The organism is Pseudomonas fluorescens (assembly GCF_019212185.1).
In the GTDB taxonomy this organism is placed as follows: domain Bacteria; phylum Pseudomonadota; class Gammaproteobacteria; order Pseudomonadales; family Pseudomonadaceae; genus Aquipseudomonas.
The window spans coordinates 5,073,067-5,093,407 of record NZ_CP078138.1 but is presented as its reverse complement, the minus strand read 5'-3'; the positions used below and the strand labels follow the sequence as shown (position 1 = coordinate 5,093,407).

At 60.4% G+C, this 20,341-nt stretch carries 21 protein-coding genes and 1 pseudogene; 15 read left to right on the top strand and 7 right to left on the bottom strand.

The window, feature by feature from the left end:
* Positions 1-47: 47 nt before the first annotated feature.
* From KW062_RS22790 to KW062_RS22780, 3 genes are read left to right on the top strand one after another with little or no spacing between them, the layout of a single operon-like run.
* Positions 48-2,036, top strand: coding sequence for an FUSC family protein (locus tag KW062_RS22790; protein ID WP_105753858.1), 1,989 nt, complete (start codon positions 48-50; stop codon positions 2,034-2,036).
* Entirely contained in the window at positions 2,023-2,229 is a 207-nt protein-coding gene (locus KW062_RS22785; protein WP_027619877.1) for a DUF1656 domain-containing protein, read from the top strand. Before KW062_RS22790 ends, KW062_RS22785 begins: the two co-directional genes overlap by 14 nt.
* A 10-nt stretch (positions 2,230-2,239) precedes the next feature.
* Positions 2,240-3,103, top strand: coding sequence for an efflux RND transporter periplasmic adaptor subunit (locus tag KW062_RS22780; RefSeq protein ID WP_027619878.1), 864 nt, complete (start codon positions 2,240-2,242; stop codon positions 3,101-3,103).
* Between the two features lie 23 nt (positions 3,104-3,126).
* Here KW062_RS22780 and KW062_RS22775 read toward each other — a convergent pair whose 3' ends face one another.
* On the bottom strand, positions 3,127-3,597 hold the full coding sequence (locus KW062_RS22775) for a MaoC family dehydratase (RefSeq protein ID WP_018926458.1): 471 nt from the start codon (positions 3,595-3,597) through the stop codon (positions 3,127-3,129).
* Between the two features lie 40 nt (positions 3,598-3,637).
* A complete protein-coding gene (locus KW062_RS22770) occupies positions 3,638-4,582 on the bottom strand; it encodes an alpha/beta hydrolase (RefSeq protein WP_105753857.1) in 945 nt (314 codons plus the stop codon).
* A gap of 340 nt (positions 4,583-4,922) precedes the next feature.
* Here KW062_RS22770 and fadD2 point away from each other — a divergent pair, with 340 nt between their 5' ends.
* A complete protein-coding gene (fadD2, locus tag KW062_RS22765; protein ID WP_027619881.1) occupies positions 4,923-6,611 on the top strand; it encodes a long-chain-fatty-acid--CoA ligase FadD2 in 1,689 nt (562 codons plus the stop codon).
* Between the two features lie 330 nt (positions 6,612-6,941).
* On the top strand, positions 6,942-8,633 hold the full coding sequence (gene fadD1, locus KW062_RS22760) for a long-chain-fatty-acid--CoA ligase FadD1 (protein WP_105753855.1): 1,692 nt from the start codon (positions 6,942-6,944) through the stop codon (positions 8,631-8,633).
* A 54-nt stretch (positions 8,634-8,687) separates the two neighbouring features.
* Here the strand turns inward: fadD1 and KW062_RS22755 are convergent, their stop codons facing one another.
* On the bottom strand, positions 8,688-9,065 hold the full coding sequence (locus tag KW062_RS22755; RefSeq protein ID WP_027619883.1) for a hypothetical protein: 378 nt from the start codon (positions 9,063-9,065) through the stop codon (positions 8,688-8,690).
* Positions 9,066-9,268: 203 nt separating this feature from the next.
* Between KW062_RS22755 and KW062_RS22750 the strand changes: the two genes are divergently transcribed.
* The 3 genes from KW062_RS22750 (at position 9,269) to def (ending at position 11,127) form a co-directional block, all read left to right on the top strand.
* Positions 9,269-9,460 (top strand): CsbD family protein, encoded by a 192-nt coding sequence (locus KW062_RS22750; RefSeq protein WP_027619884.1) that lies wholly within the window; start codon positions 9,269-9,271, stop codon positions 9,458-9,460.
* A gap of 174 nt (positions 9,461-9,634) precedes the next feature.
* On the top strand, positions 9,635-10,585 hold the full coding sequence (locus KW062_RS22745) for a YihY/virulence factor BrkB family protein (protein ID WP_027619885.1): 951 nt from the start codon (positions 9,635-9,637) through the stop codon (positions 10,583-10,585).
* 2 nt (positions 10,586-10,587) lie between these two features.
* Positions 10,588-11,127, top strand: a complete 540-nt coding sequence (def, locus tag KW062_RS22740) for a peptide deformylase (RefSeq protein ID WP_027619886.1) — start codon at positions 10,588-10,590, stop codon at positions 11,125-11,127.
* 6 nt (positions 11,128-11,133) lie between these two features.
* On the opposite strand, the gene KW062_RS22735 is transcribed toward def, so the two are convergent.
* Entirely contained in the window at positions 11,134-11,541 is a 408-nt protein-coding gene (locus tag KW062_RS22735) for a GNAT family N-acetyltransferase (protein ID WP_105753854.1), read from the bottom strand.
* 355 nt (positions 11,542-11,896) lie between these two features.
* Here KW062_RS22735 and KW062_RS29055 point away from each other — a divergent pair.
* Both KW062_RS29055 and KW062_RS29050 read left to right on the top strand, forming a co-directional pair.
* A pseudogene (locus tag KW062_RS29055) lies at positions 11,897-12,667 on the top strand (PAS domain-containing protein); the annotation flags it as partial.
* Between the two features lie 9 nt (positions 12,668-12,676).
* A complete protein-coding gene (locus KW062_RS29050; RefSeq protein WP_256351146.1) occupies positions 12,677-13,216 on the top strand; it encodes a methyl-accepting chemotaxis protein in 540 nt (179 codons plus the stop codon).
* A 32-nt stretch (positions 13,217-13,248) separates the two neighbouring features.
* On the opposite strand, the gene KW062_RS22725 is transcribed toward KW062_RS29050, so the two are convergent.
* Entirely contained in the window at positions 13,249-14,280 is a 1,032-nt protein-coding gene (locus KW062_RS22725) for a LacI family DNA-binding transcriptional regulator (protein WP_027619889.1), read from the bottom strand.
* Between the two features lie 215 nt (positions 14,281-14,495).
* Here KW062_RS22725 and KW062_RS22720 point away from each other — a divergent pair, with 215 nt between their 5' ends.
* Positions 14,496-15,029, top strand: coding sequence for a gluconokinase (locus tag KW062_RS22720; protein ID WP_027619890.1), 534 nt, complete (start codon positions 14,496-14,498; stop codon positions 15,027-15,029).
* 82 nt (positions 15,030-15,111) lie between these two features.
* A complete protein-coding gene (locus KW062_RS22715) occupies positions 15,112-16,464 on the top strand; it encodes a GntP family permease (protein WP_027619891.1) in 1,353 nt (450 codons plus the stop codon).
* A 117-nt stretch (positions 16,465-16,581) separates the two neighbouring features.
* Here KW062_RS22715 and alaC read toward each other — a convergent pair whose 3' ends face one another.
* Positions 16,582-17,799 (bottom strand): alanine transaminase, encoded by a 1,218-nt coding sequence (gene alaC / locus KW062_RS22710; RefSeq protein WP_027619892.1) that lies wholly within the window; start codon positions 17,797-17,799, stop codon positions 16,582-16,584.
* 174 nt (positions 17,800-17,973) lie between these two features.
* Here alaC and KW062_RS22705 point away from each other — a divergent pair, with 174 nt between their 5' ends.
* Positions 17,974-18,636 carry a LysE family translocator gene (locus tag KW062_RS22705; RefSeq protein ID WP_027619893.1) on the top strand — a complete coding sequence of 221 codons (663 nt, stop codon included), beginning with the start codon at positions 17,974-17,976 and terminating at the stop codon, positions 18,634-18,636.
* 90 nt (positions 18,637-18,726) lie between these two features.
* Entirely contained in the window at positions 18,727-19,224 is a 498-nt protein-coding gene (locus KW062_RS22700) for a GNAT family N-acetyltransferase (RefSeq protein ID WP_027619894.1), read from the top strand.
* 6 nt (positions 19,225-19,230) lie between these two features.
* On the opposite strand, the gene KW062_RS22695 is transcribed toward KW062_RS22700, so the two are convergent.
* Entirely contained in the window at positions 19,231-19,716 is a 486-nt protein-coding gene (locus KW062_RS22695) for a GNAT family N-acetyltransferase (RefSeq protein ID WP_105753932.1), read from the bottom strand.
* A gap of 141 nt (positions 19,717-19,857) precedes the next feature.
* On the opposite strand from KW062_RS22695, the gene KW062_RS22690 reads away from it, so the two are divergent.
* Entirely contained in the window at positions 19,858-20,292 is a 435-nt protein-coding gene (locus KW062_RS22690) for a YybH family protein (protein WP_027619896.1), read from the top strand.
* The last annotated feature ends 49 nt before the right edge of the window (positions 20,293-20,341 follow it).

Sequence of the window (20,341 nt, the reverse complement as noted above, 5' to 3'; positions counted from 1 at the left end):
CAGCGATCACGACTATGGTTGTTTTATTCCCTCCCAGAGTTGTTTTTGTGCCCATTACTCTTCAAGCCTTGTTGGCTCCCGATCGTCGCGCCCTGCAGTTCGCGCTCAAGACCGTGCTGGGCGGTGGGTTGGCGTTATGGTTGGCGTTGCGTTGGGGCCTGGAACAGCCGGCGTGGGCCTTGATGACCGCCTTTATCGTCGCCCAGCCGTTGTCGGGGATGGTGGTGCACAAGGGCATGGCGCGGTTGCTGGGCACGGTAGTGGGAACCGTGATGGCGGTGGTCTTCGTCGGCCTGTTCGCGCAGACGCCCTGGCTGTTTTTGTTCGCCCTGGCCTTGTGGCTGGGGTTGTGTACCGCCAGCTCGACCCTGCTGCGCAGCGCCTGGTCCTATTCCTTTGTGCTGGCCGGCTACACCGTGGCGATTATCGCGCTGCCGGCCTTGAGTCACCCGCTGACCGTGTTCGATCAGGCGGTGGCGCGTTGCACGGAAATCTCCCTGGGCATTCTCTGCGCCACCGCCAGTAGCGCCTTGATCTGGCCGCTGCGGGTCGAGCAACAATTGGCGAGTCAGGCGCAGGCGGCCTGGCTCAGCGGCCTGCAGACGGCGCGGGCCACCTTGGTCGGCGACCGTCAGGCGCGCAAGGGCCTGCTGGAAATCCTTGGGCGGATTGTCGCCGTCGACGCCCAGCGCGAGCACGCCTGGTTCGAGGGAGCCTTGGGGCGGCAGCGGGCGCGGGCGATCAGCGGCTTGAGCCAGAAACTGTTGATGCTGTTGCGCATCTCGCGCTCGGTCCGCCGTCAGTGGCGTCAGCTCGACGAGCGCGAAGCCGATCAGTTGCAGCCGTGGATGGAACAGGTGCAGCAAGTGCTGGAGAGCGCCGATACCGGCGCCATGCAGCGCTTGCGTCCGCGCGTGCTCGCCGCCTCGCACGAAACCTCTATCAGTGCCGCGCAGAGTTACTGCCTGGCGCGCTTCACCCTGTTACTCGACTCCGCGTTGGCGGCTGCGGCGGCGCTGGATGCGGTCCAGCAAGGTCGTGAGCCCATCGAAGCGCCCGCCACCCTGACACCGCACCGCGACCTCTCCCTGGCCCTGGTATTTGGCGCGCGCAGTGCCCTGGCATTTCTGACCGTCGCCAGTTTCTGGATGGCCACCGCCTGGCCCGCGGCAGCAGGCGCCATGTTGCTGACTTGCGTGGTCTGCAGCCTGTTTGCCAGCCGAGAGAACGGCGCGCAGATCGGCATGAGTTTTATGCGCGGGATCTTCCTGGCGATCCCGGTGGCCTTTGTGGTCGGCGAAATCCTGTTGCCGCAATGGAGCAGCTTCGCCCTGCTGGGCATGGCCCTGGGCGTGCCGCTGTTCTTCGGTGCGCTGGGTATGGCCAAACCGCAGATCGGTGCGACCGCCACTTCGTTTTGCCTGCACTTCATCGTGCTGGTGGCGCCGCTGAACCAGATGGCGTTCGATGTCGCCGTGTTTCTCAACAGTGCCCAGGCGATGATGATCGGTGTCGGCGCCGCCGTATTGGCGTTCCACTTGCTGATCCTGCGCAATCCGGCCTGGCATGGCCGACGCTTGCTGGCGGCCACCCTCGACGACCTGGCGCGTCTGACTCGACGTAATTTGCGCGGCGCGGAAAGCTGGTTCGGTGGGCGCATGGCGGATCGCTTGCTACAGCTGGCGCGGCATTATCCGGAGCTGCCGCAACAGGCTCGCAGTCGTTGGGATGACGGTGTACTGGGCCTGGATATCGGTGATGAGTTGCTGCATTTGCGTTTGAGCCTGGCGGTGGCCCAAGTGCCGGTCAGCACCCAGCAACGCGACTATCTCGAACATCTGGATTCGGCCTTGCGCCAGGGCCCGGCGGCTGATCGTGGGGATATTCTGGAGGCGCCTACAGCCGGTTTTCTGCAAAGCCTGCAGGCATTTCCACAGAGTGATGCGCTGAAACTTTCCCAGGGGGCCGTGCTGCAGTTGCAACGCAGCTGGCGCGCCTGGTGCCAGCAACAGGAGGGCAGTCATGGGGTTGCGTGAGTGGGCGCTGGGCGGGGTGTTGCTCAGTCCTTTTCTGATTTATGTATTGCTGGCCCTGGTGCTGACCGCCGGCCTGCGATTATTGCTGCGCCTGACCCCGGTCGGTCGCTGGATCTGGCATGAGGCCCTGTTCGATTGTGCCCTGTATGTCTGTGTCCTGACCCTGATTACTCTGGGACTTGGGCCTTTATAAGGAGTTGACTATGCGTACCTCCGTACGTGTCGCGGTAACCCTGTGCCTGGTGGCCGTGGCGATTTTTGCCGGCATGCACTTGTGGCAGTACTACATGCTCACCCCCTGGACCCGCGATGCACGGATTCGCGCCGACGTGGTGGTCATCGCCCCCGACGTGTCCGGCTGGGTGGAGGAGCTTAAGGCGGTCGACAACCAGCCGGTCAAGGCCGGTGATCTGTTGCTGAGCATCGACCGCGAGCGCTACCAGGCCGCGTTGGAAAAAGCTCGCGCCGTGGTGCAGACCCGCCAGCAACAACTCAGCCTGCGTGAACATGAAGCCAGTCGCCGCGCCGCCCTCGGCCCACAGGCGATCAGCGCCGAGTTGCGCGAGAACGCGCAGATCAACGCCGGCATTGCCCGAGGTGAATTGCGCCAGGCCGAGGCCGACGCCAAGATCGCCGAGATCAATCTGGCCCGCAGCCAGGTGCATGCGCCACGCAGCGGGCACGTGACCAATCTGCGCCTGGCCCAGGGCAACTACGTGAACGCCGGGCAGCCTGTGATGGCGCTGGTCGATGACTCGACGTTCTATGTGCAGGCGTATTTCGAGGAAACCAAACTGCCGCGAATCAAGGTCGGCGATCCGGTCAAAGTCTGGCTGATGAGTGCGGGGGAAGCGATCCCGGGGCAGGTCGAGAGCATCAGTCGCGGGATCAATGATCGCAACAGCACGCCGGACGGCCAGTTGCTGGCTCAGGTCGAGCCGACGTTCAACTGGGTGCGCCTGGCGCAACGGATTCCGGTGCGGATCAAGTTCGACCGGTTGCCTGAAGGGGTCAACCTCAGTTCAGGGATGACCGCCAGCGTGCAAGTGCAGGAAGCGGCCCGATAGGCACGGGCCGCATGACCGGCTGATCAGCCGATGCTGATGGCCGGCAGGGTTGGCAGGGTCACGGTCTGCTGTTTGCGCGGGGCGAGGATTTCCGCCTCGCCATCAACCACCAATTCATCGCGCTGGTTGAATACGCGGGTAGCGATGCGCACGCGGAATTTCGGCATTTTTTCGAGGATTTCCAGGCGCACGGTCAGGGTGTCGCCGATTTTCACCGGCTTCTGGAAGCTCATCGTCTGGCCAATGTAGATAGTGCCGGGCCCAGGCAACTCGCACGCTACGGCGGCGCTGATCAAGGCACCGCTGAACATGCCGTGGGCGATACGCTCCTTGAACATGCTGGCGGCGGCAAACTCGGCGTCCAGGTGCACCGGGTTGTGGTCGCCGGACATTGCCGCGAACAGCTGGATGTCGCGCTCTTCCACGGTTTTGCTGTAGCTGGCGGTCTGGCCGACTTCGAGGGCTTCGTACGGCGTGTTGGTAACCTGGGTCATGGGTTGAATCCTGTGACGAGTTAAGTGAAAGAGCCGAGGCTCATTCGGTTCTGGGTGGCCGGCGATGGCTCAACGCCTTATCCAGCCAGTCGAGCAGGTCCGCGGTGACTTCATCGCGGTTGCTCTCGTTGAACAGTTCGTGCCGGGCTTGCGGGTAGAGATTGAGCTGCAGGCTCTGGCTGCCGGCCCGGCGCAAGGCATTGGCCAACGACTTGAGACGCTTGCCCTCACTCACCGGATCACATTCGCCGCCCATGATCAGCAAGGGTAGGCCCGGATCAATCTGCGCGAGATTGGACGCATTGCTGATCTGCTGCAAGCCGCCCAGCATGTCGATCCACATCTGATTAGTGCAACGGAAGCCGCAGAGCGGGTCGCGGACGTATTTGTCGACTTCGTCCGGATCGCGACTGAGCCAGTCGAACGGGCTGCGGTTGGGTTTGAACGCCTTGTTGAAGGCGCCGAATGACAACCATTCGATCAGCGCACTGCGCCCGGTCGGCCCCTGGCGCCAGCGCTCGAAACGGGCAATCAGGCTCGCGGCGCGGTACAGCGCCACCGGCTGGAAATTCGAACCGCTGAGCACTGCGCCATACAGGCTGGCGCTGTGATGCAGCAGATAGGCCTGGGCGATGTAGCTGCCCATGCTGTGGCCCAGCAGCACGATTGGAATGCCCGGATGCTGTTGACCGATATGTTGGTTGAGGCTGGCGAGATCACCGACGACCTTGCACCAGCCGTCTTCATCGGCGTAGTGACCCAAGACGCCGTTTTCGGCCGTTCGACCATGGCCACGCTGGTCCAGTGCGTAGACCCCGTACGTCTGGTTACACAATCGCTGAGCCAGGCGCTCATAACGCGCGCTATGTTCCGCCATCCCGTGGGAAATCAGGATCACCGCCTTGAGCGGGCCTTCGGGTAACCACTGGTTGACGAAAACCTGGCTGCGGTCATTCGCGGTCAACCAGAACGTGTCGTGGATCATGGCGGTTCCTTTGCGCGGGGTCGTTGCATTGTATAGCGCATCGGCTGGCGTACGGGTGATGCGGGCAATCCATGGCAGCAAGATTCACGCGGTCAATGACACTGGTGCTGATATTTGCCTGATTCGCCATAACTGCTAGTGTCCCAGAAGCTCCGCTTTGGACGGGATGTGCCATTTTTTGTAGGAGCGAGCCTGCTCGCGAAAAACGTCAACGATGACGCGGACATCCTGAATGCTCGCGACGCCTTCAGATTTTTCGCGAGCAGGCTAGCTCCTACGGGGATAGACGCGGCACCACCCCAAGCGGCCCGGATTGGCTCAGGTATAGAGGACAAGAACAATGCAACCTGATTTCTGGAATGACAAACGCCCGGCCGGTGTACCCGTGGATATCGATCTGGGTGCCTACCAATCGGTGATCGAGGTGTTCGAACGTTCCTGCAAGAAATTTGCTGATCGTCCGGCATTCAGCAACATGGGCGTGACCCTGACCTACGCCGATCTGGAGCGTTACAGCGCGGCTTTCGCTGGTTACCTGCAAAGCCAGACCGACCTGGTACCGGGCGATCGCATCGCAGTGCAGATGCCCAATGTCCTGCAATACCCCATTGCCGTGTTCGGCGCCTTGCGCGCCGGCCTGATCGTGGTCAACACCAATCCGTTGTACACCGCGCGCGAGATGCGCCACCAGTTCAAGGACTCCGGTGCCCGGGCGCTGGTGTACCTGAACATGTTCGGGCAGAAAGTCCAGGAAGTGCTGGCCGACACCGAGATCCAATACTTGATCGAAGCGAAGATGGGCGACCTGATGCCCACCGCCAAGGGCTGGCTGGTCAATACCCTGGTCGACAAGGTCAAAAAGATGGTCCCGGCCTATGACCTGCCGCAGGCCATCTCCTTCAAGACCGCCCTGCGACTGGGTCGCGGCCAGGGCATCAAACCGCTGCAAGCCGGGCTCGACGACATCGCCGTGCTGCAATATACCGGCGGCACCACGGGCCTGGCCAAGGGCGCGATGCTGACCCACGGCAACCTGGTGGCCAACATGCAGCAGGCCCGCGCCTGCCTCGGTCAGTTTGGTCGCGACGGCCAGCCGCTGTTGCGCGAAGGCCAGGAAGTGATGATCGCGCCGCTGCCGCTGTACCACATCTATGCCTTCACGGCGAACTGCATGTGCATGATGGTGACTGGCAATCACAACGTGCTGATCACCAACCCACGAGACATCGCCGGCTTCATCAAGGAGCTGAAAAACTGGCGTTTCTCGGCATTGCTGGGGCTTAACACGCTGTTTGTGGCACTCATGGATCACCCGGACTTCAAAACCCTGGATTTCTCCAGCCTCAAGCTGACCAACTCCGGCGGCACCGCGCTGGTCAAGGCTACGGCCGAGCGTTGGGCACAGCTGACCGGTTGCCGGATCACCGAGGGCTACGGCCTCACCGAGACCTCGCCGGTGGCCTGCACAAACCCTTACGGCGACCTGTCACGCCTGGGCACGGTCGGCATTCCGGTCCCTGGCACGACCTTGAAAGTCATTAACGATGACGGCGTCGAGCAAGCCCTGGGTGAGCGGGGCGAGCTGTGCATCAAGGGCCCACAGATCATGAAAGGCTACTGGCTGAAACCGGAGGCTACGGCCGAAGTGCTGGATGCCGAGGGCTGGTTCAAGTCCGGTGATATCGGGGTGATCGATCCGGACGGCTTTGTGCGTATCGTCGACCGCAAGAAAGACATGATCATCGTCTCGGGCTTCAACGTGTACCCCAACGAGATCGAAGACGTGGTCATGGCCCATCCGAAAGTCGCCAACTGCGCGGTGATCGGTGTGCCGGACGACCGTTCCGGAGAGGCGGTGAAGCTGTTCGTGGTGGCCCGTGAAGCCGGGGTCAGCCTTGAGGAGTTGAAGGCGTACTGCAAGGAAAACTTCACCGCCTACAAGGTGCCCAAACACATCGTCCTGCGCGAGTCATTGCCGATGACCCCGGTGGGCAAGATCCTGCGTCGGGAGTTGCGCGACATCGCGTAATGATTTGTTAGCGAGCCGGCAGCAAAAAAGGGGCGTCCATCAATGGGCGCCCCTTTTTTTGTCCCTTGAAAAGCCGTTTGAACCCTGTAGCACGGGTATTTCAGGGTCTTTAGATTTTTTACTCTAAAAGTGACCATTAAAGTTTCTTGAGTCATCATAGTGACCGTAGAGGCCTGTTTTGGCTCTAGTAGGCCCTTGGCAAAGCTGCTACTCTCGGCGCGCTTTGGGACTTCTCGGCACTCGATAAACGCCAGATTCACCAAAAACACACACCAATAATAATCGCATCAAATGCGGTGAAGAATTCGCGTTGCTGAGGAGTGGGCTTCCATGATCGAAGACTTTTGGAAGGATAAGTACCCAGCTGGGATTGCTGCCGATATCAATCCAGACGAGTACCCGAATATTCAGGCAGTGTTGAAGCAATCCTGCCAACGCTTCGCCAACAAGCCGGCTTTCAGCAACCTCGGCAAGACACTTACCTACGGTGAGCTGTACGAATTGTCCGGGGCCTTTGCCGCTTATCTGCAACAGCATACCGATTTGCGCCCGGGCGATCGAATCGCCGTGCAATTGCCCAACCTGCTGCAGTACCCAATCGCCGTGTTTGGTGCCATCCGCGCCGGGCTGATTGTGGTCAATACCAACCCGCTGTACACCGCGCGGGAAATGGAACACCAGTTCAACGATTCCGGAGCCAAGGCGCTGGTGTGCCTGGCGAACATGGCGCACCTGGCCGAGGCCGTGGTGCCCAAGACCGGCGTCAAGCACGTCATCGTCACCGAAGTGGCGGACCTGCTGCCACCGCTCAAGCGCCTGCTGATCAACAGCGTCATCAAGTATGTGAAGAAGATGGTCCCGGCGTTTCATCTGCCCAACGCCATCAAATTCAATGACGTGCTGAGCAAGGGGCGTGGCCAACCGGTGACCGAAGCCAACCCGGCCAGCAGCGACGTCGCGGTGCTGCAATACACCGGCGGCACCACTGGCGTAGCCAAGGGCGCGATGCTGACCCACCGCAATCTGGTGGCGAACATGCTGCAGTGCAAGGCGCTGATGGGCTCCAACCTGCACGAAGGCTGCGAGATCCTGATTACGCCGCTGCCGCTGTACCACATCTATGCCTTCACCTTTCACTGCATGGCAATGATGTTGATCGGCAACCACAACATCCTGATCAGCAACCCGCGGGACCTGCCGGCGATGGTCAAGGAACTGTCGAAGTGGAAGTTCAGCGGCTTTGTCGGTCTCAACACGCTGTTCGTCGCACTGTGCAACAACGAAGGGTTCCGCAAGCTGGATTTCTCGGCCCTCAAGGTCACCTTGTCTGGTGGTATGGCCCTGCAACTGGCCGCCGCCGAACGCTGGAAAGAAGTGACCGGCTGCCCGATCTGTGAAGGTTACGGCATGACCGAAACCAGCCCGGTGGCCACGGTCAACCCGATCCAGAACATCCAGATCGGCACCATCGGCATTCCAGTGCCTTCGACCCTGTGCAAGGTCATCGACGACGCTGGCGTGGAACAACCAATGGGCGAAATCGGCGAACTCTGTGTGAAAGGGCCACAGGTGATGAAGGGCTACTGGCAGCGCCAGGAGGCTACCGACGAGATCCTCGACAGCGAAGGGTGGCTGAAGACCGGTGACATCGCGTTGATTCAGCCTGACGGCTACATGCGCATTGTCGATCGCAAGAAAGACATGATTCTGGTCTCCGGTTTCAACGTTTACCCGAACGAGCTGGAAGACGTGCTGGCGACCCTGCCGGGCGTGCTGCAGTGCGCGGCCATTGGCGTTCCGGACGAGAAGTCGGGCGAGGCGATCAAGATTTTCATCGTCGCCAAGCCGGGTGTGACCCTGACCAAGGAGCAGGTGATGACCCACATGCGCGCCAACGTCACCGGCTACAAAGTGCCGAAGGCTGTTGAATTCCGCGATGCGCTGCCGACCACCAACGTCGGCAAGATCCTGCGCCGCGAGCTGCGTGACGAAGAGCTGAAGAAGCTGGGCCTGAAGAAGTAAACCAGGCGCCCAACAAAAAGCCCCGCACATGCGGGGCTTTTGATTAGCGCAGACTTACTGCTGGAATTGCGCAAAATTCACATTGGTGCCTGCCGGGCGCATGTCCTGCAGGAAGGAGTCTTTGTCGGCGCTCAACTCCAGGCTCAGCGCTGCCTTGCGCTTGCCTTCGTTGCGCACCACCAGGCCTTCGAGCTTTTCGCGCAGGAACACCGTAGGCACCTTCAGGTGCAGCAGGGTGTCGGTGGCCGGCGTGTGCATCAGCAGGTGAATCCACTCGTACTGACCAATCGCCAAGCGCGTCACCGGGATGTCGAACCACCAGATATTGCGGTTGCGGTTCAATTCGGTGAAGTGGCAGTTGTTGACGCCCAGCACTGCACCGCCCAGTTCCTGGTTTCTGCGGGCAATGGCCTGCTTTTTATCGAGTTTCATAACGTTCCTACACAAATGGAGCTTCAGTGCCAAAGCCTGAACAAGACGCGCATTCTCCCGGCTAAAGCGCCAAACATAAAGCCCAACCTGCATGGGCTGATGAAATGAACCGGGTGAAAAATAAATGAAACTCCTCGCAAGGCCAGCCGGTCAACGTCTAGGTAAGCCCTTTTGACCACTGAACGTTCACAGGAGTAACGACCATGAGCAGCACTGGCGATAAAGCAAAAGGTTTGGCCAACGAAGCAATCGGCAACATCAAGCAGGGTATTGGCAAGGCCACCGACGACACCAAGTTGCAGACCGAAGGCAAGATCCAGGAGAAGAAGGGCGAAGCCCAGCAAGAGCTGGGCAAAGCCAAGGACGCAGTGAAGAACACCATCGACAAAGCCTGATTTGGCTAGCCGACGTTACAGCAGCATGACGGCCATCCGCGGATGGCCGTTTTTACGTCAGACAGGCATGGACTACGCTAGAAATTGTTTCAAGGTCGCCAAACAAGCTACTTTGATGTAGAAAACGGCCCCTGAGTCGCCTCCGACTTCAATCCAGCGGCGAAAGGAGACGCTATGATTTTCCCCGATTTGAAAGGCTTGCCCCTGCATCGCGTGATGATGCGCACCGTCACCGAGTTTGTCGACGATGAAATGTCGACCTACGCCTCGGCACTGGCCTATCAGATGTTGTTCTCGCTGTTTCCTTTCATTCTGTTCCTGATCGCCCTGATCGGTTTCCTGCACCTGCCGGACTTTTTCTCCTGGCTGCGCCTGCAATCGGAACTGGTGTTGCCGCCGCAAGCCCTGGAACAGGTCAACCCGGTCATCGACCAGTTGCAGCAATCCAAGGGCGGGCTGCTCTCGGTGGGTATCGTCATCGCCCTGTGGACCGCCTCGGCCGGTGTGCGACTGATGATGAGTGCAATGAACGCCGCCTACGACGTGGTCGAAGGTCGCCCGGTGTGGAAGCGTTTCCCGCTGTCGATCTTCTATACCGTCGGCATTGCCGGCATGCTCCTGATCGCCGCCGCGCTGATGGTGCTGGGGCCGCAGGTGATGGAATGGATTGCCGCGCAAATTGGCATGCAGGAGTTTATCGTCACCGTCTGGACGATCTTGCGCTGGCCAGTGATCGTGATCCTGCTGATGATCGCGGTGGCGTTGATCTATTACGTGATGCCGGACGTGAAGCAGGAATTCCGCTTCATCACCCCGGGCTCGGTGCTGGCGGTGGTGGTGTGGATCATCGCGTCCCTGGGCTTTGGTTTCTACGTGAAGACCTTTGCCAACTACAACGCCATGTATGGCAGTATCGGTGCGATCATCGTGCTATTGCTGTACTTCTATATTTCCGCGGCGGTGCTGCTGCTCGGCGCTGAAATGAATGCGGTGATCGAACACATGTCGAACGAAGGCAAGGACCCGGGGGAAAAAGTCCCGGGTGAGCACGCAAACGAACCCAAACAACACGTTTCGGGATTGGGACGGGACCACTCGCTCAAACCGACCTCTGACGAAGCCTGATCATGATCCGTGAAATTCTCAAAATGGGCGATGAACGCCTGCTGCGTATTGCCTCACCGGTTCCGGCTGAACTGTTCGACAGCCCCGAGCTGTGGCAGTTGATCGATGACATGTTCCAGACCATGGAAAGCGTCGGTGGCGTCGGCCTCGCAGCCCCGCAGATTGGTGTCGACCTGCAACTGGTGATCTTCGGCTTCGAGCACAGCGAGCGCTATCCCGACGCTGAAGCGGTGCCGCAGACCATCCTGATCAATCCGTTGATCACCCCGCTAGACCCAAGCATGGAAGAGGGCTTCGAAGGCTGCCTGTCGGTGCCGGGCCTGCGTGGGGCCGTCGAGCGCTACCAGCACATCCGCTATGAAGGGTTCGATCCCAAGGGCGAACCGATCGTGCGCTATGCCTCGGGGTTTCATGCGCGGGTGGTGCAGCACGAGTGCGATCATTTGATCGGCCGGTTGTACCCGTCGCGCATCAGCGACTTCCGCAAGTTCGGCTTCACCGACGTGATGTTCCCCGACCTCGACCCCAACGCCGACGACTGAACCCGTTCAACCCCGGGCCATGGCGATCATCGGCTTGCTGCGGCTGTAGCGCAGCAGGCGCTCGCCCAGCGCCTGGGGCAGCAGCGGATGGGCGCTGAAACCGTTGCGCTCATAGAAGCCTTGTAGATCCGGGTGACAGAACAGCCACACCGGCGCGCTGCTCGTGGCCAGCGCCTCTGCCATCAAGGCCGCCGCCACGCCCTGGCCGCGACAATCCGGGGCGACAAACAAACCCGTCAACCAGAACCCCGATGCCACCGGCCGCAGGCACAGCCCGGCGATGATTTCGTCGCGCCGGCCGACCCACAGCTGCGCGTCACGCACCGCTTTCATCGAAGATTGGTGGCTGCGATAGAACTTGTTCATCAGTGGCCACAGGGCTTCATCGAGCTGGCTGTACTGGATATCGGGCATGGTAACTGTCATCGATTCTCAAGGCCGCCGAGTATAAAAGACCGACGGTTGGCGCTGAACCGATTTTGTCCCGATTACTGGCTCAATGATGGCCTTGCAGCCGTGAAGAGCCTGTCTATGCTTACGGCTGAGCGATTGATTCTGGCGCTTGAGTTGGCCTGTCCCGGGCAATCAAGAGAGGGGTGCCCCAGTAGGAACGTGCGGCACGAACCTCCGACTCAACTCTGTTATTGACTTGATCTGGCCCTCCCGCAGAGGGGTGTGTGTGCCTGTTCCATGGAACGTTGTGGTGGATACGTTGAAAGACCGATGAACTTTCATCAATCAAAAAAACCGTGCTTGGGGCAATGCGACCATGTTTAACCTACATCACAAATCCGACCTGCTCGAGATTCAACGAACCACCTGCGCGTTGACCGAAGCCAACGCCAAGTGGGCAGCGATCAGCCGTTCGATGGCCATGATCGAGTTCGGCCCGACGGGGGTGATTCTCGATGCCAATGAAAACTTCTGCGCTGCCGTCGGCTATTCCCTTGAGGAAATCCGTGGCAAGCATCATCGGATTTTCTGTGAGGACGACTACGCCAGCAGCGTGGATTACCAACGCTTCTGGCGCGATCTGGGGCGCGGCGAGCCCAGCAGCGGGACCTTCCAACGCTTGAACAAGAAGGGCCAGGAAGTCTGGCTGGAAGCGAGTTACATGCCGGTATTCGGCGTCGATCGCCAAGTCACCAGCGTAATCAAGGTGGCCACCGACATTACCGCCCGCATCCATAAGGAACATGAAAATCAGAGTTTGGTAAACGCTGTGGGACGAGCGATGGCAGTGATCGAATTTTCACCCGATGGCAGGGTGATCACCGCCAACGACAACTTCCTGCAGACCATGCATTACTCGCTGGGCGAAGTGGTCGGGCAGCACCACAGCCTGTTCTGTCACCGCTCGGAAAGCGAATCGGCGGCCTATAAGGCGTTCTGGGCCTCGCTGAACCGTGGCGAATTCCATTCCCATCGTTTTGAGCGGGTCGACAAGTACGGACGCATGGTTTACCTCGAAGCGTCCTACAACCCGATTTTCGATGCGCGCGGGCGCTTGTACAAAGTGGTCAAGTTCGCCAGCGACATCACCCCGCAAATGACCACCCTGCAGACCGCTGCCGAATCCGCCCATGCGACCTCGGTGCAGAACGACGCCTGTGCCCGCAAAGGCTCGCAGGTGGTGCAGCAGACCGTGCAGATCATCGAGGAGATTTCCAAAGACCTGAATGAAGCGGCGCTGAGCATCGATGCCGTGAGCAAACAGTCCGACATCATCGGCAGCATCGTGCAGACCATCCGCGGGATTGCCGACCAGACCAACCTGCTGGCACTCAACGCTGCCATCGAAGCGGCGCGGGCCGGCGAGCATGGTCGTGGCTTTGCGGTGGTGGCCGATGAAGTCCGGAGTCTGGCGGCGCGGACCAGCAAGGCGACTCTGGAGATCGTCGACGTGGTGCGCAAGAACCACGACTTGTCGTTGAGTGCCGTCTCGAGCATGCAATCGAGCTTGAGTCGCACCGGACTCGGGGTGGAACTGGCGAACGAGGCCGGTGAAGTGATCCTGGAAATCCAGCAGGGTTCACGTCACGTGGTGGACGCCATCGGCCAGTTCAGTTCGAGTTTGCAGCTCAACTGAATCCGCTCGACTCAAATGTAGCGGCCTCGAACTCAGGTGCTTTCGCGGACCTTGAGTTCGAAGCCCATGTCCACCAGTGGTTTGGCGATGCGGTTGCCGGCCATCAATGTCAGCAGGTGTTCGGCGGCCCGTCGGCCGATGGCTTCGCGCGGGGTGCTGATGCTGCTCAGGCGCGGCACCATGTGTTCGGAGGCGGGCAGGTCGTTGAATCCCAGCACAGCGACCTGCTCCGGAACCTTGATCCCGTGGCGCATGGCCTCGAGCAGGGCGCCGTGGGCCAGGTCGTCGTTGCCGAAGAAGATCGCATCGACTTCGGGGTGGTTGGCCATCATCTGCAGGAACAACTCGCCGCCCAGCCCGACCGAGGATGGGCGCGGCGTCAGCAATTCCAGATCCGAATCATAGCGGCCGGCATGTTGCAGGGCGCGGCGGAAGCCTTCGCCACGCAGCAGGGTGCGCTGGTCGAGTTGTGCGCCGATATACGCCAGTTTTTTCCGCCCCCGGGCGAGCAAATGTTGCGCGGCGGTTTCACCGGCGCTGATTTGCGAGAAGCCGACGCAGTTCACGCCGGCATCGGGGTCCAGGTCCATCATGTAGACGCAGGGCACATTGCTCGTCTCGACCATCCGCCGGGCGCTATCGGTGCGGTCAAAACCGGTCAGCAGCAAGCCGCGTGGCTGGTAGGCCATGTAATTGCGCAGCAGATTTTCTTCTTCGTCACGGGAGTAGTGGCAGTTGCCGATCAGCACTTCGAAGCCTTTGGGGCGCAAGACCTGATGGATGGCTTCGAGGGTTTCGATGAACAGCAGGTTCGACAGCGATGGCACCAGCACCACCACCGATTGGCTCTGCGCCGAGGCCAGGGCGCGGGCCGCGGGGTTGACCACGTAATTGAGTTCCGAGGCGGCCTGCTGGACCTTTTCCACCAGTTCGGTGGCCACGCTGCTGACCCCGCGCAAGGCGCGTGAGGCGGTGATCGGACTGACCCCGGCCAGGCGGGCAACTTCGTTGAGGGTAGGGCGGCCAGTGGTGCGGGTATTTTTATCGTTTTTGGTCGAGGTCATCGGGCGGCTTGCCAAACAAAATTCAAGGCACTAAGGTAGCGCTGTCTCGATGCGGCTGCAAATGATTGAGCGGGGGTTGCCTGATCCCTGCCTGTCGGCATTGGGCAAGAATGTGTTGCAACCCATAAAAACGACAAGAAGTCGTCGGCAATGGCTGCGTTTGCACTAGAGTTTCAATGAGCAAAGGTAGCGCTGTCTGCGCGCTGAGGTGTTACATGAGTCAAGCAATCTCCGCCCTGGTCATCATGGGCGTGGCCGGCTGCGGCAAGTCCAGCGTCAGCGAGGCCTTGTGCCGGCTCAGCGGCGCGACCGGCATCGAAGGCGATTCCTTCCATCCTGCGGCCAACATCGAAAAGATGAGCGCCGGCATTCCCCTGAACGACGACGACCGTGCCGGCTGGCTGGACAGCCTGTGCGACGAACTGCGTCGCGTCGATGCCAAGGGCCAGCGCCCGGTATTGACCTGTTCGGCCCTCAAGCACAGTTATCGCGAGCGTTTGCGCAGCGCCTTGCCAGGCCTGGGCTTTGTGTTTCTCGAGTTGAGTCGCGAGGTGGCCGCTGACCGGGTCTCCCATCGTCCGGGGCACTTCATGCCGTCGACCCTGATCGATAGCCAGTTCGCCACCCTCGAGTCGCCGGTCGGTGAACCGCTGACCCTGGCCCTCAATGCCTCCGTTCACAGCGTCGAGCAACTGGCCAAGCAAGCCCACGATTGGTGGGGCGAACATGGCTTGAAGCTCGCCGTATGAGTTTTGCTTTCAAAGGTAGCGCTGTCCTGATGGCTATTGAATTACCCGCTTTAATAACAACAACAACCAGGAGACACCCCTAATGTTCGGCATGTCCCACGACACGTTCCTGCTGCTCGATGCAGTGGTCACGGTGATTGGCTTGATTGTCCTGATCACCAAGTTCAAGTTGCACCCCTTCATTGCGTTGATCATCGCGGCCGCGTTCCTCGGGCTGACTTCGGGCATGCCGATCGGCACCATCATCAAGGCGTTCCAGGACGGTTTCGGTGGGGTACTGGGGTTTGTCGGGATCATCCTCGCGTTGGGCACCATGCTCGGCAAGATGATGGCCGAGTCGGGCGGGGCGGACCAGATTGCCCAGACCCTGATCCGCGCCTTCGGCAAGGACAAGGTGCAATGGGCAATGATGTTCGCCGCGTTCCTGGTGGGCATCCCGCTGTTCTTCGAAATCGGCTTTGTGCTGCTGATCCCGCTGGTGTTCATCGTCGCCCGGCGCACCGGCGTGTCGATCATCAAGATCGGTATCCCGCTGCTGGCCGGCCTGTCCGCGGTACACGGCCTGGTGCCACCGCACCCGGGCCCGCTGCTGGCGATCGGCGTGTTCGGTGCCGACATCGGCAAGACCATTCTGTACGGTCTGATCGTGGCGCTGCCGACGGCGATCATCGCCGGTCCGATCTACGGTACGTTCATTGCCAAGTACATTCCCGGTCATCCGAATCAGGAACTGGTGGATCAACTGGCCCGTGAAACCGATTCGGCCACCTTGCCGAGCTTCGGCATCACCCTGGTCACCGTGCTGTCGCCGGTGTTCCTGATGCTGCTCAAGACCTTTGCCGACGTGGTGCTGCCAGACGGTAATTTCTTCCGCACCTTTATGGACCTGATCGGCCACCCGATCTCGGCCCTGTTGCTGGCGTTGCTGCTGTCGCTGTACACCTTCGGCTACAAGCAGGGCATCGGCTCTCAGCAGATGCTCAAGTGGCTCGACGCCAGCCTGGCGCCCACCGCCGCGATCATTCTGATCATCGGTGCTGGTGGTGGCTTCAAGCAGATGCTGGTGACCAGCGGTGTGGGTGACGTGATCGGACACATGGCTGTGGCCGCGCAGATCTCGCCGATCCTGCTGGCCTGGCTGGTGGCCGCGGTGATCCGTATCGCTACCGGTTCGGCAACCGTTGCGACCATTACCGGCGCGGGCATTGTGGTGCCGGTGGTGGGTATGATTCCTGGCGTAAACCGTGAACTGCTGGTACTGGCCACAGGTGCCGGCTCGCTGATCCTGTCCCACGTCAACGACGCCGGTTTCTGGCTGGTCAAGCAGTACTTCAACATGACCGTGGCCGAAACCTTCAAGACCTGGACCGCGATGGAGACCATTCTGTCGGTGGTGGGCCTGGGCTTTATTCTGTTGTTGTCGCTGTTCGTTTAAAGCGCATTCGACAGGCACAAAAAAACCGCAGTGATGCGGTTTTTTTGTTTTAAATCGATTTCATTGTTGAACACGGTCCCTGTAGGAGCGGGCAAGCCCGCTCGTACAGGGTTTGCGTCAGACGTTGGTTTTGCTGACCAACCCATCCGCCCGAAACATCCCGCGAATCCCGCGTACCGCCTGGCGAATTCGGTCCTGGTTTTCGATCAGGGCGAAGCGCACGTGGTCGTCGCCGTACTCGCCGAAACCCACGCCCGGGGATACGCAGACCTTGGCCTCGGCCAGCAGTTTCTTGGCAAATTCCAGCGAACCCAGGTGGGCGTATTGCTCGGGGATTTTCGCCCAGACATACATCGAAGCTTTTGGGTTCTCGACCATCCAGCCCAGCTCATGCAGGCCCTTGACCAGGACGTTGCGGCGCTGCCGGTACTGCTCGGCGATGTCGCGCACACACTGTTGATCGCCTTCCAGCGCCGCAATGGCGGCCACTTGCAGCGGGGTGAAAGTGCCGTAGTCGTGATAGCTCTTGATCCGCGCCAGGGCGTTGACCAGCTCCGGGTTGCCGACCATGAAACCGATGCGCCAGCCGGCCATGTTGTAGCTCTTGGACAGGGTGAAAAACTCCACCGCAATGTCCTTGGCCCCCGGCACTTGCATGATCGACGGGGCTTTCCAGCCGTCGTAGACAATGTCGGCGTAGGCCAGGTCGTGAATCACCAACACGTCGTATTGCTTGGCCAGAGCGATCACGCGCTCGAAGAAATCCAGCTCCACGCACTGCGCGGTGGGGTTGGACGGGAAGCCGAGGATCATCATTTTCGGCTTCGGGATCGAGCCACGAATGGCCCGTTCCAATTCGGCGAAGAAGTCCACGCCCGGAATCAGCGGCACCGAGCGCACCTGGGCGCCAGCAATCACTGCGCCGTAGATGTGGATCGGGTAGCTCGGGTTGGGCACCAGCACGGTGTCGCCCTGGTCCAGAGTGGCCAGCATCAGGTGCGCCAGGCCTTCCTTGGAACCGATGGTGACAATGGCTTCGCTTTCCGGGTCGATGTCGACCTCGTAGCGATCCTTGTACCAACGGGAAATCGCCCGGCGCAGGCGCGGAATACCTTTAGAGGTGGAGTAGCCGTGGGTGTCTTCACGCTGTGCGACGGTGACCAGTTTTTCCACAATGTGTGGCGGGGTCGCACCGTCGGGGTTACCCATGCTCAAGTCGATGATGTCTTCGCCACGACGTCGGGCGGCCATCTTCAGCTCGGCAGTGATGTTGAATACGTAAGGGGGGAGTCGATCTATGCGCGCAAAGCGGCGCGGCGAACCGTGGTCTGCCATTGTTGCCTCAGGATACGTTAGCGCCCGGAACCGTCCGAGCGACGCTGACCACTGCGGTGGTCTGGGCGCACGATAAGGGCGGCGGCGTGCGATTGTCTAGTGGCCACAAGCAACTATTTTCGACGACACTGTTCGGCTTGCACGTGACCTACTGACTTTTGAACGGAATGAACCATGGAGTTTTCCAGCGGCTTTCTGCTGAGCCTCTCGCTGTGCCTGGACATCGGCGTGGCCAACATTGCAATGATTACCCTGGCCATGCAGCGCGGGTATCTACAGGGTTTTGCCCTTGGTCTGGGGACCTGCTTCGGCGATCTGATCTACGCGGTGCTGGCGTTGGCCGGAATGACCGTGTTGCTGCAGTATTCGGCGGTGCGCTGGGTGCTGTGGATCGGTGGATCAGTGTTGTTGCTGTACTTCGCGGCGAAGATGATTTACTCGGCGATCCACCACAGCGCGGTGCTGGCGCCGGCAGGTGAGGCTGGCGGCGGCTCCCATCGCCGCGAGTTCTTGCGCGGGGTGTTCCTGGCAATGTCCTCGCCCAGCGCGATTCTCTGGTTTGCCGCGGTAGGCGGCACCCTGATTGCCCGCTCCGGTGGCGGCGGCCCGGCCAGTGCCGGTTTGTTCCTGGCCGGGTTCTTCTGCGCCGGCTTGCTGTGGAGTGCCGGCCTGTGCCTGGCGGCGACCCAGGGCGGCAAGCTGCTGGGGGACAAATTGCTGCGCTATTCCTATATGGCATCTGCAGCGATCTTCTGTTATTTCGCGGTTTACGTGATCCTATCCGGCTACAACGAGTTTGTCGGAGCGGCCGCGCCGGTCAGTCTTCCGGGGCTTTGACGGGCGACAGCATTCGAACGCCACAGCCCCCGGCGGGGGGCTGGATCGATTATGATCCAAACCCCGTTTTTTCTTGTCCGGACTTTCGCCATGAACGCTTCCAAGCCTGTCATTCGTCAGGTTACCGCCGCTGACCTCGACCGTTGTTTTGCCATCGAAACCGAGGCCTACGAGGGCGACGAAGCGGCCACCCGCGAGAAAATCGCCATCCGTATCGAGACCTGGCCCGAGGGCTTTATCGTTGCTGAAATCAATGGCGTGGTTGCCGGGTTTATCAATTCGGGTGCCGCGTATCAGGTGGAAATGGCCGATGAAGCCTTCAAGGAGATGATCGGCCACGACCCGGACGGCCCGCAGGTGGTGATCATGTCGGTAGTGGTGCACCCGGACTACCAGGGCCTGGGTCTGGCGAAAGTGTTGATGGGCGAGTTCATCACACGCATGCGCGAGCTGGGCAAGATCCGCATCAACCTGATGTGCCGCGAGCAGCACATCCGCCTGTATGCAGGTTTTGGCTTTGCCTACCTCAAAGCCTCCGAGTCAGACCACGGCGGCCTGGCTTGGCATGAAATGGCGCTGGATCTGTAGGTCTTTTCAGAACGCCAGGGCCATGCGCCGTTCGTAGCCGATACGGCCCTTGAAGGCGTCGCCGCTGTCGACCCAGCCCTGTTGCCGGTACAGCGCCAACGCCGCTTCGTTGTCAGTATCCACCGACAATTCAAGGCCCTTGATCTGCGGCCAGGCTCGGCGCGCAGCGTCCGGCAGGGCTTGCAGGCAGGCTTTGCCATAACCCTGGCCCTGGCAACGTCGGTCGACTTGCAGTGCGTGCAGGGAGGCGGTGTCCTCGTGGGCCCAGGTTGGCAGGAAGGGCGGGCGCTTGAGCAGCAGGAAGGCCACGGGAATGTCGTCGGCGATCAGCGCAAAACCCTGGATCGCATCGCCAGCCGCCGCGCCCAAGGAATGCAGGGCGCCATGGATATCGCCGCTGAACAGCTTTTGCGCGGGGTGAACCTCGATAGCTTCCACCTGTTGGCGTTGTAGCGCCGAAAGCCGCGCATAAGGAACGAGTTGAGTAGCCACTGAGGTGTCCGTCATCCGGCGAAATCAAGGCTCGGATTTTATCCCGTTTGCAGTCGGACAGATTTTTTTCTTCACGCTGTCGAATGCGCTGTGTGTCAGTCGACTAAGGGTGTCTTCCGATAAAACAGCAGGAGAGCCGTGATGAACGCACCGATGGAAAACACTGAAGTCCACACCCTGATCGAGCACTACCGCAAAGCGGTGGTGGCCAAGGACATCGACACCTTAATGGGCCTGTATGCCGACAACATCGTCTCGTTCGATGCGGTCAAGGCTCTGCAATTCAAGGGCAAGGCCGCCTACCGCGCGCACTGGGAAGAATGCATGACGTATTGCCCCGGTCCGCACCTGTTCGAGTTCGCCGAACTTCAGGTGACCCAAAGCCAGGATTTGGCGTTCGCCCACTGGCTGGTGCACTGCGGTGGCACCGACGACAAGGGCGAAACCAAAGGCTGCTGGATGCGTGCCAGCGCCGGTTATCAACGCATCGCCGGGCAATGGCGGATTGTCCACGAGCACTGGTCGGCCCCCTTCGACATGGTCAGCGGCGCGGCGTTGTTCGAGCTTGAGCCCTAATCGTCGGGTTTTTCGCCAAACCTGCATTCTGCAGCCATAGTTGATCAGC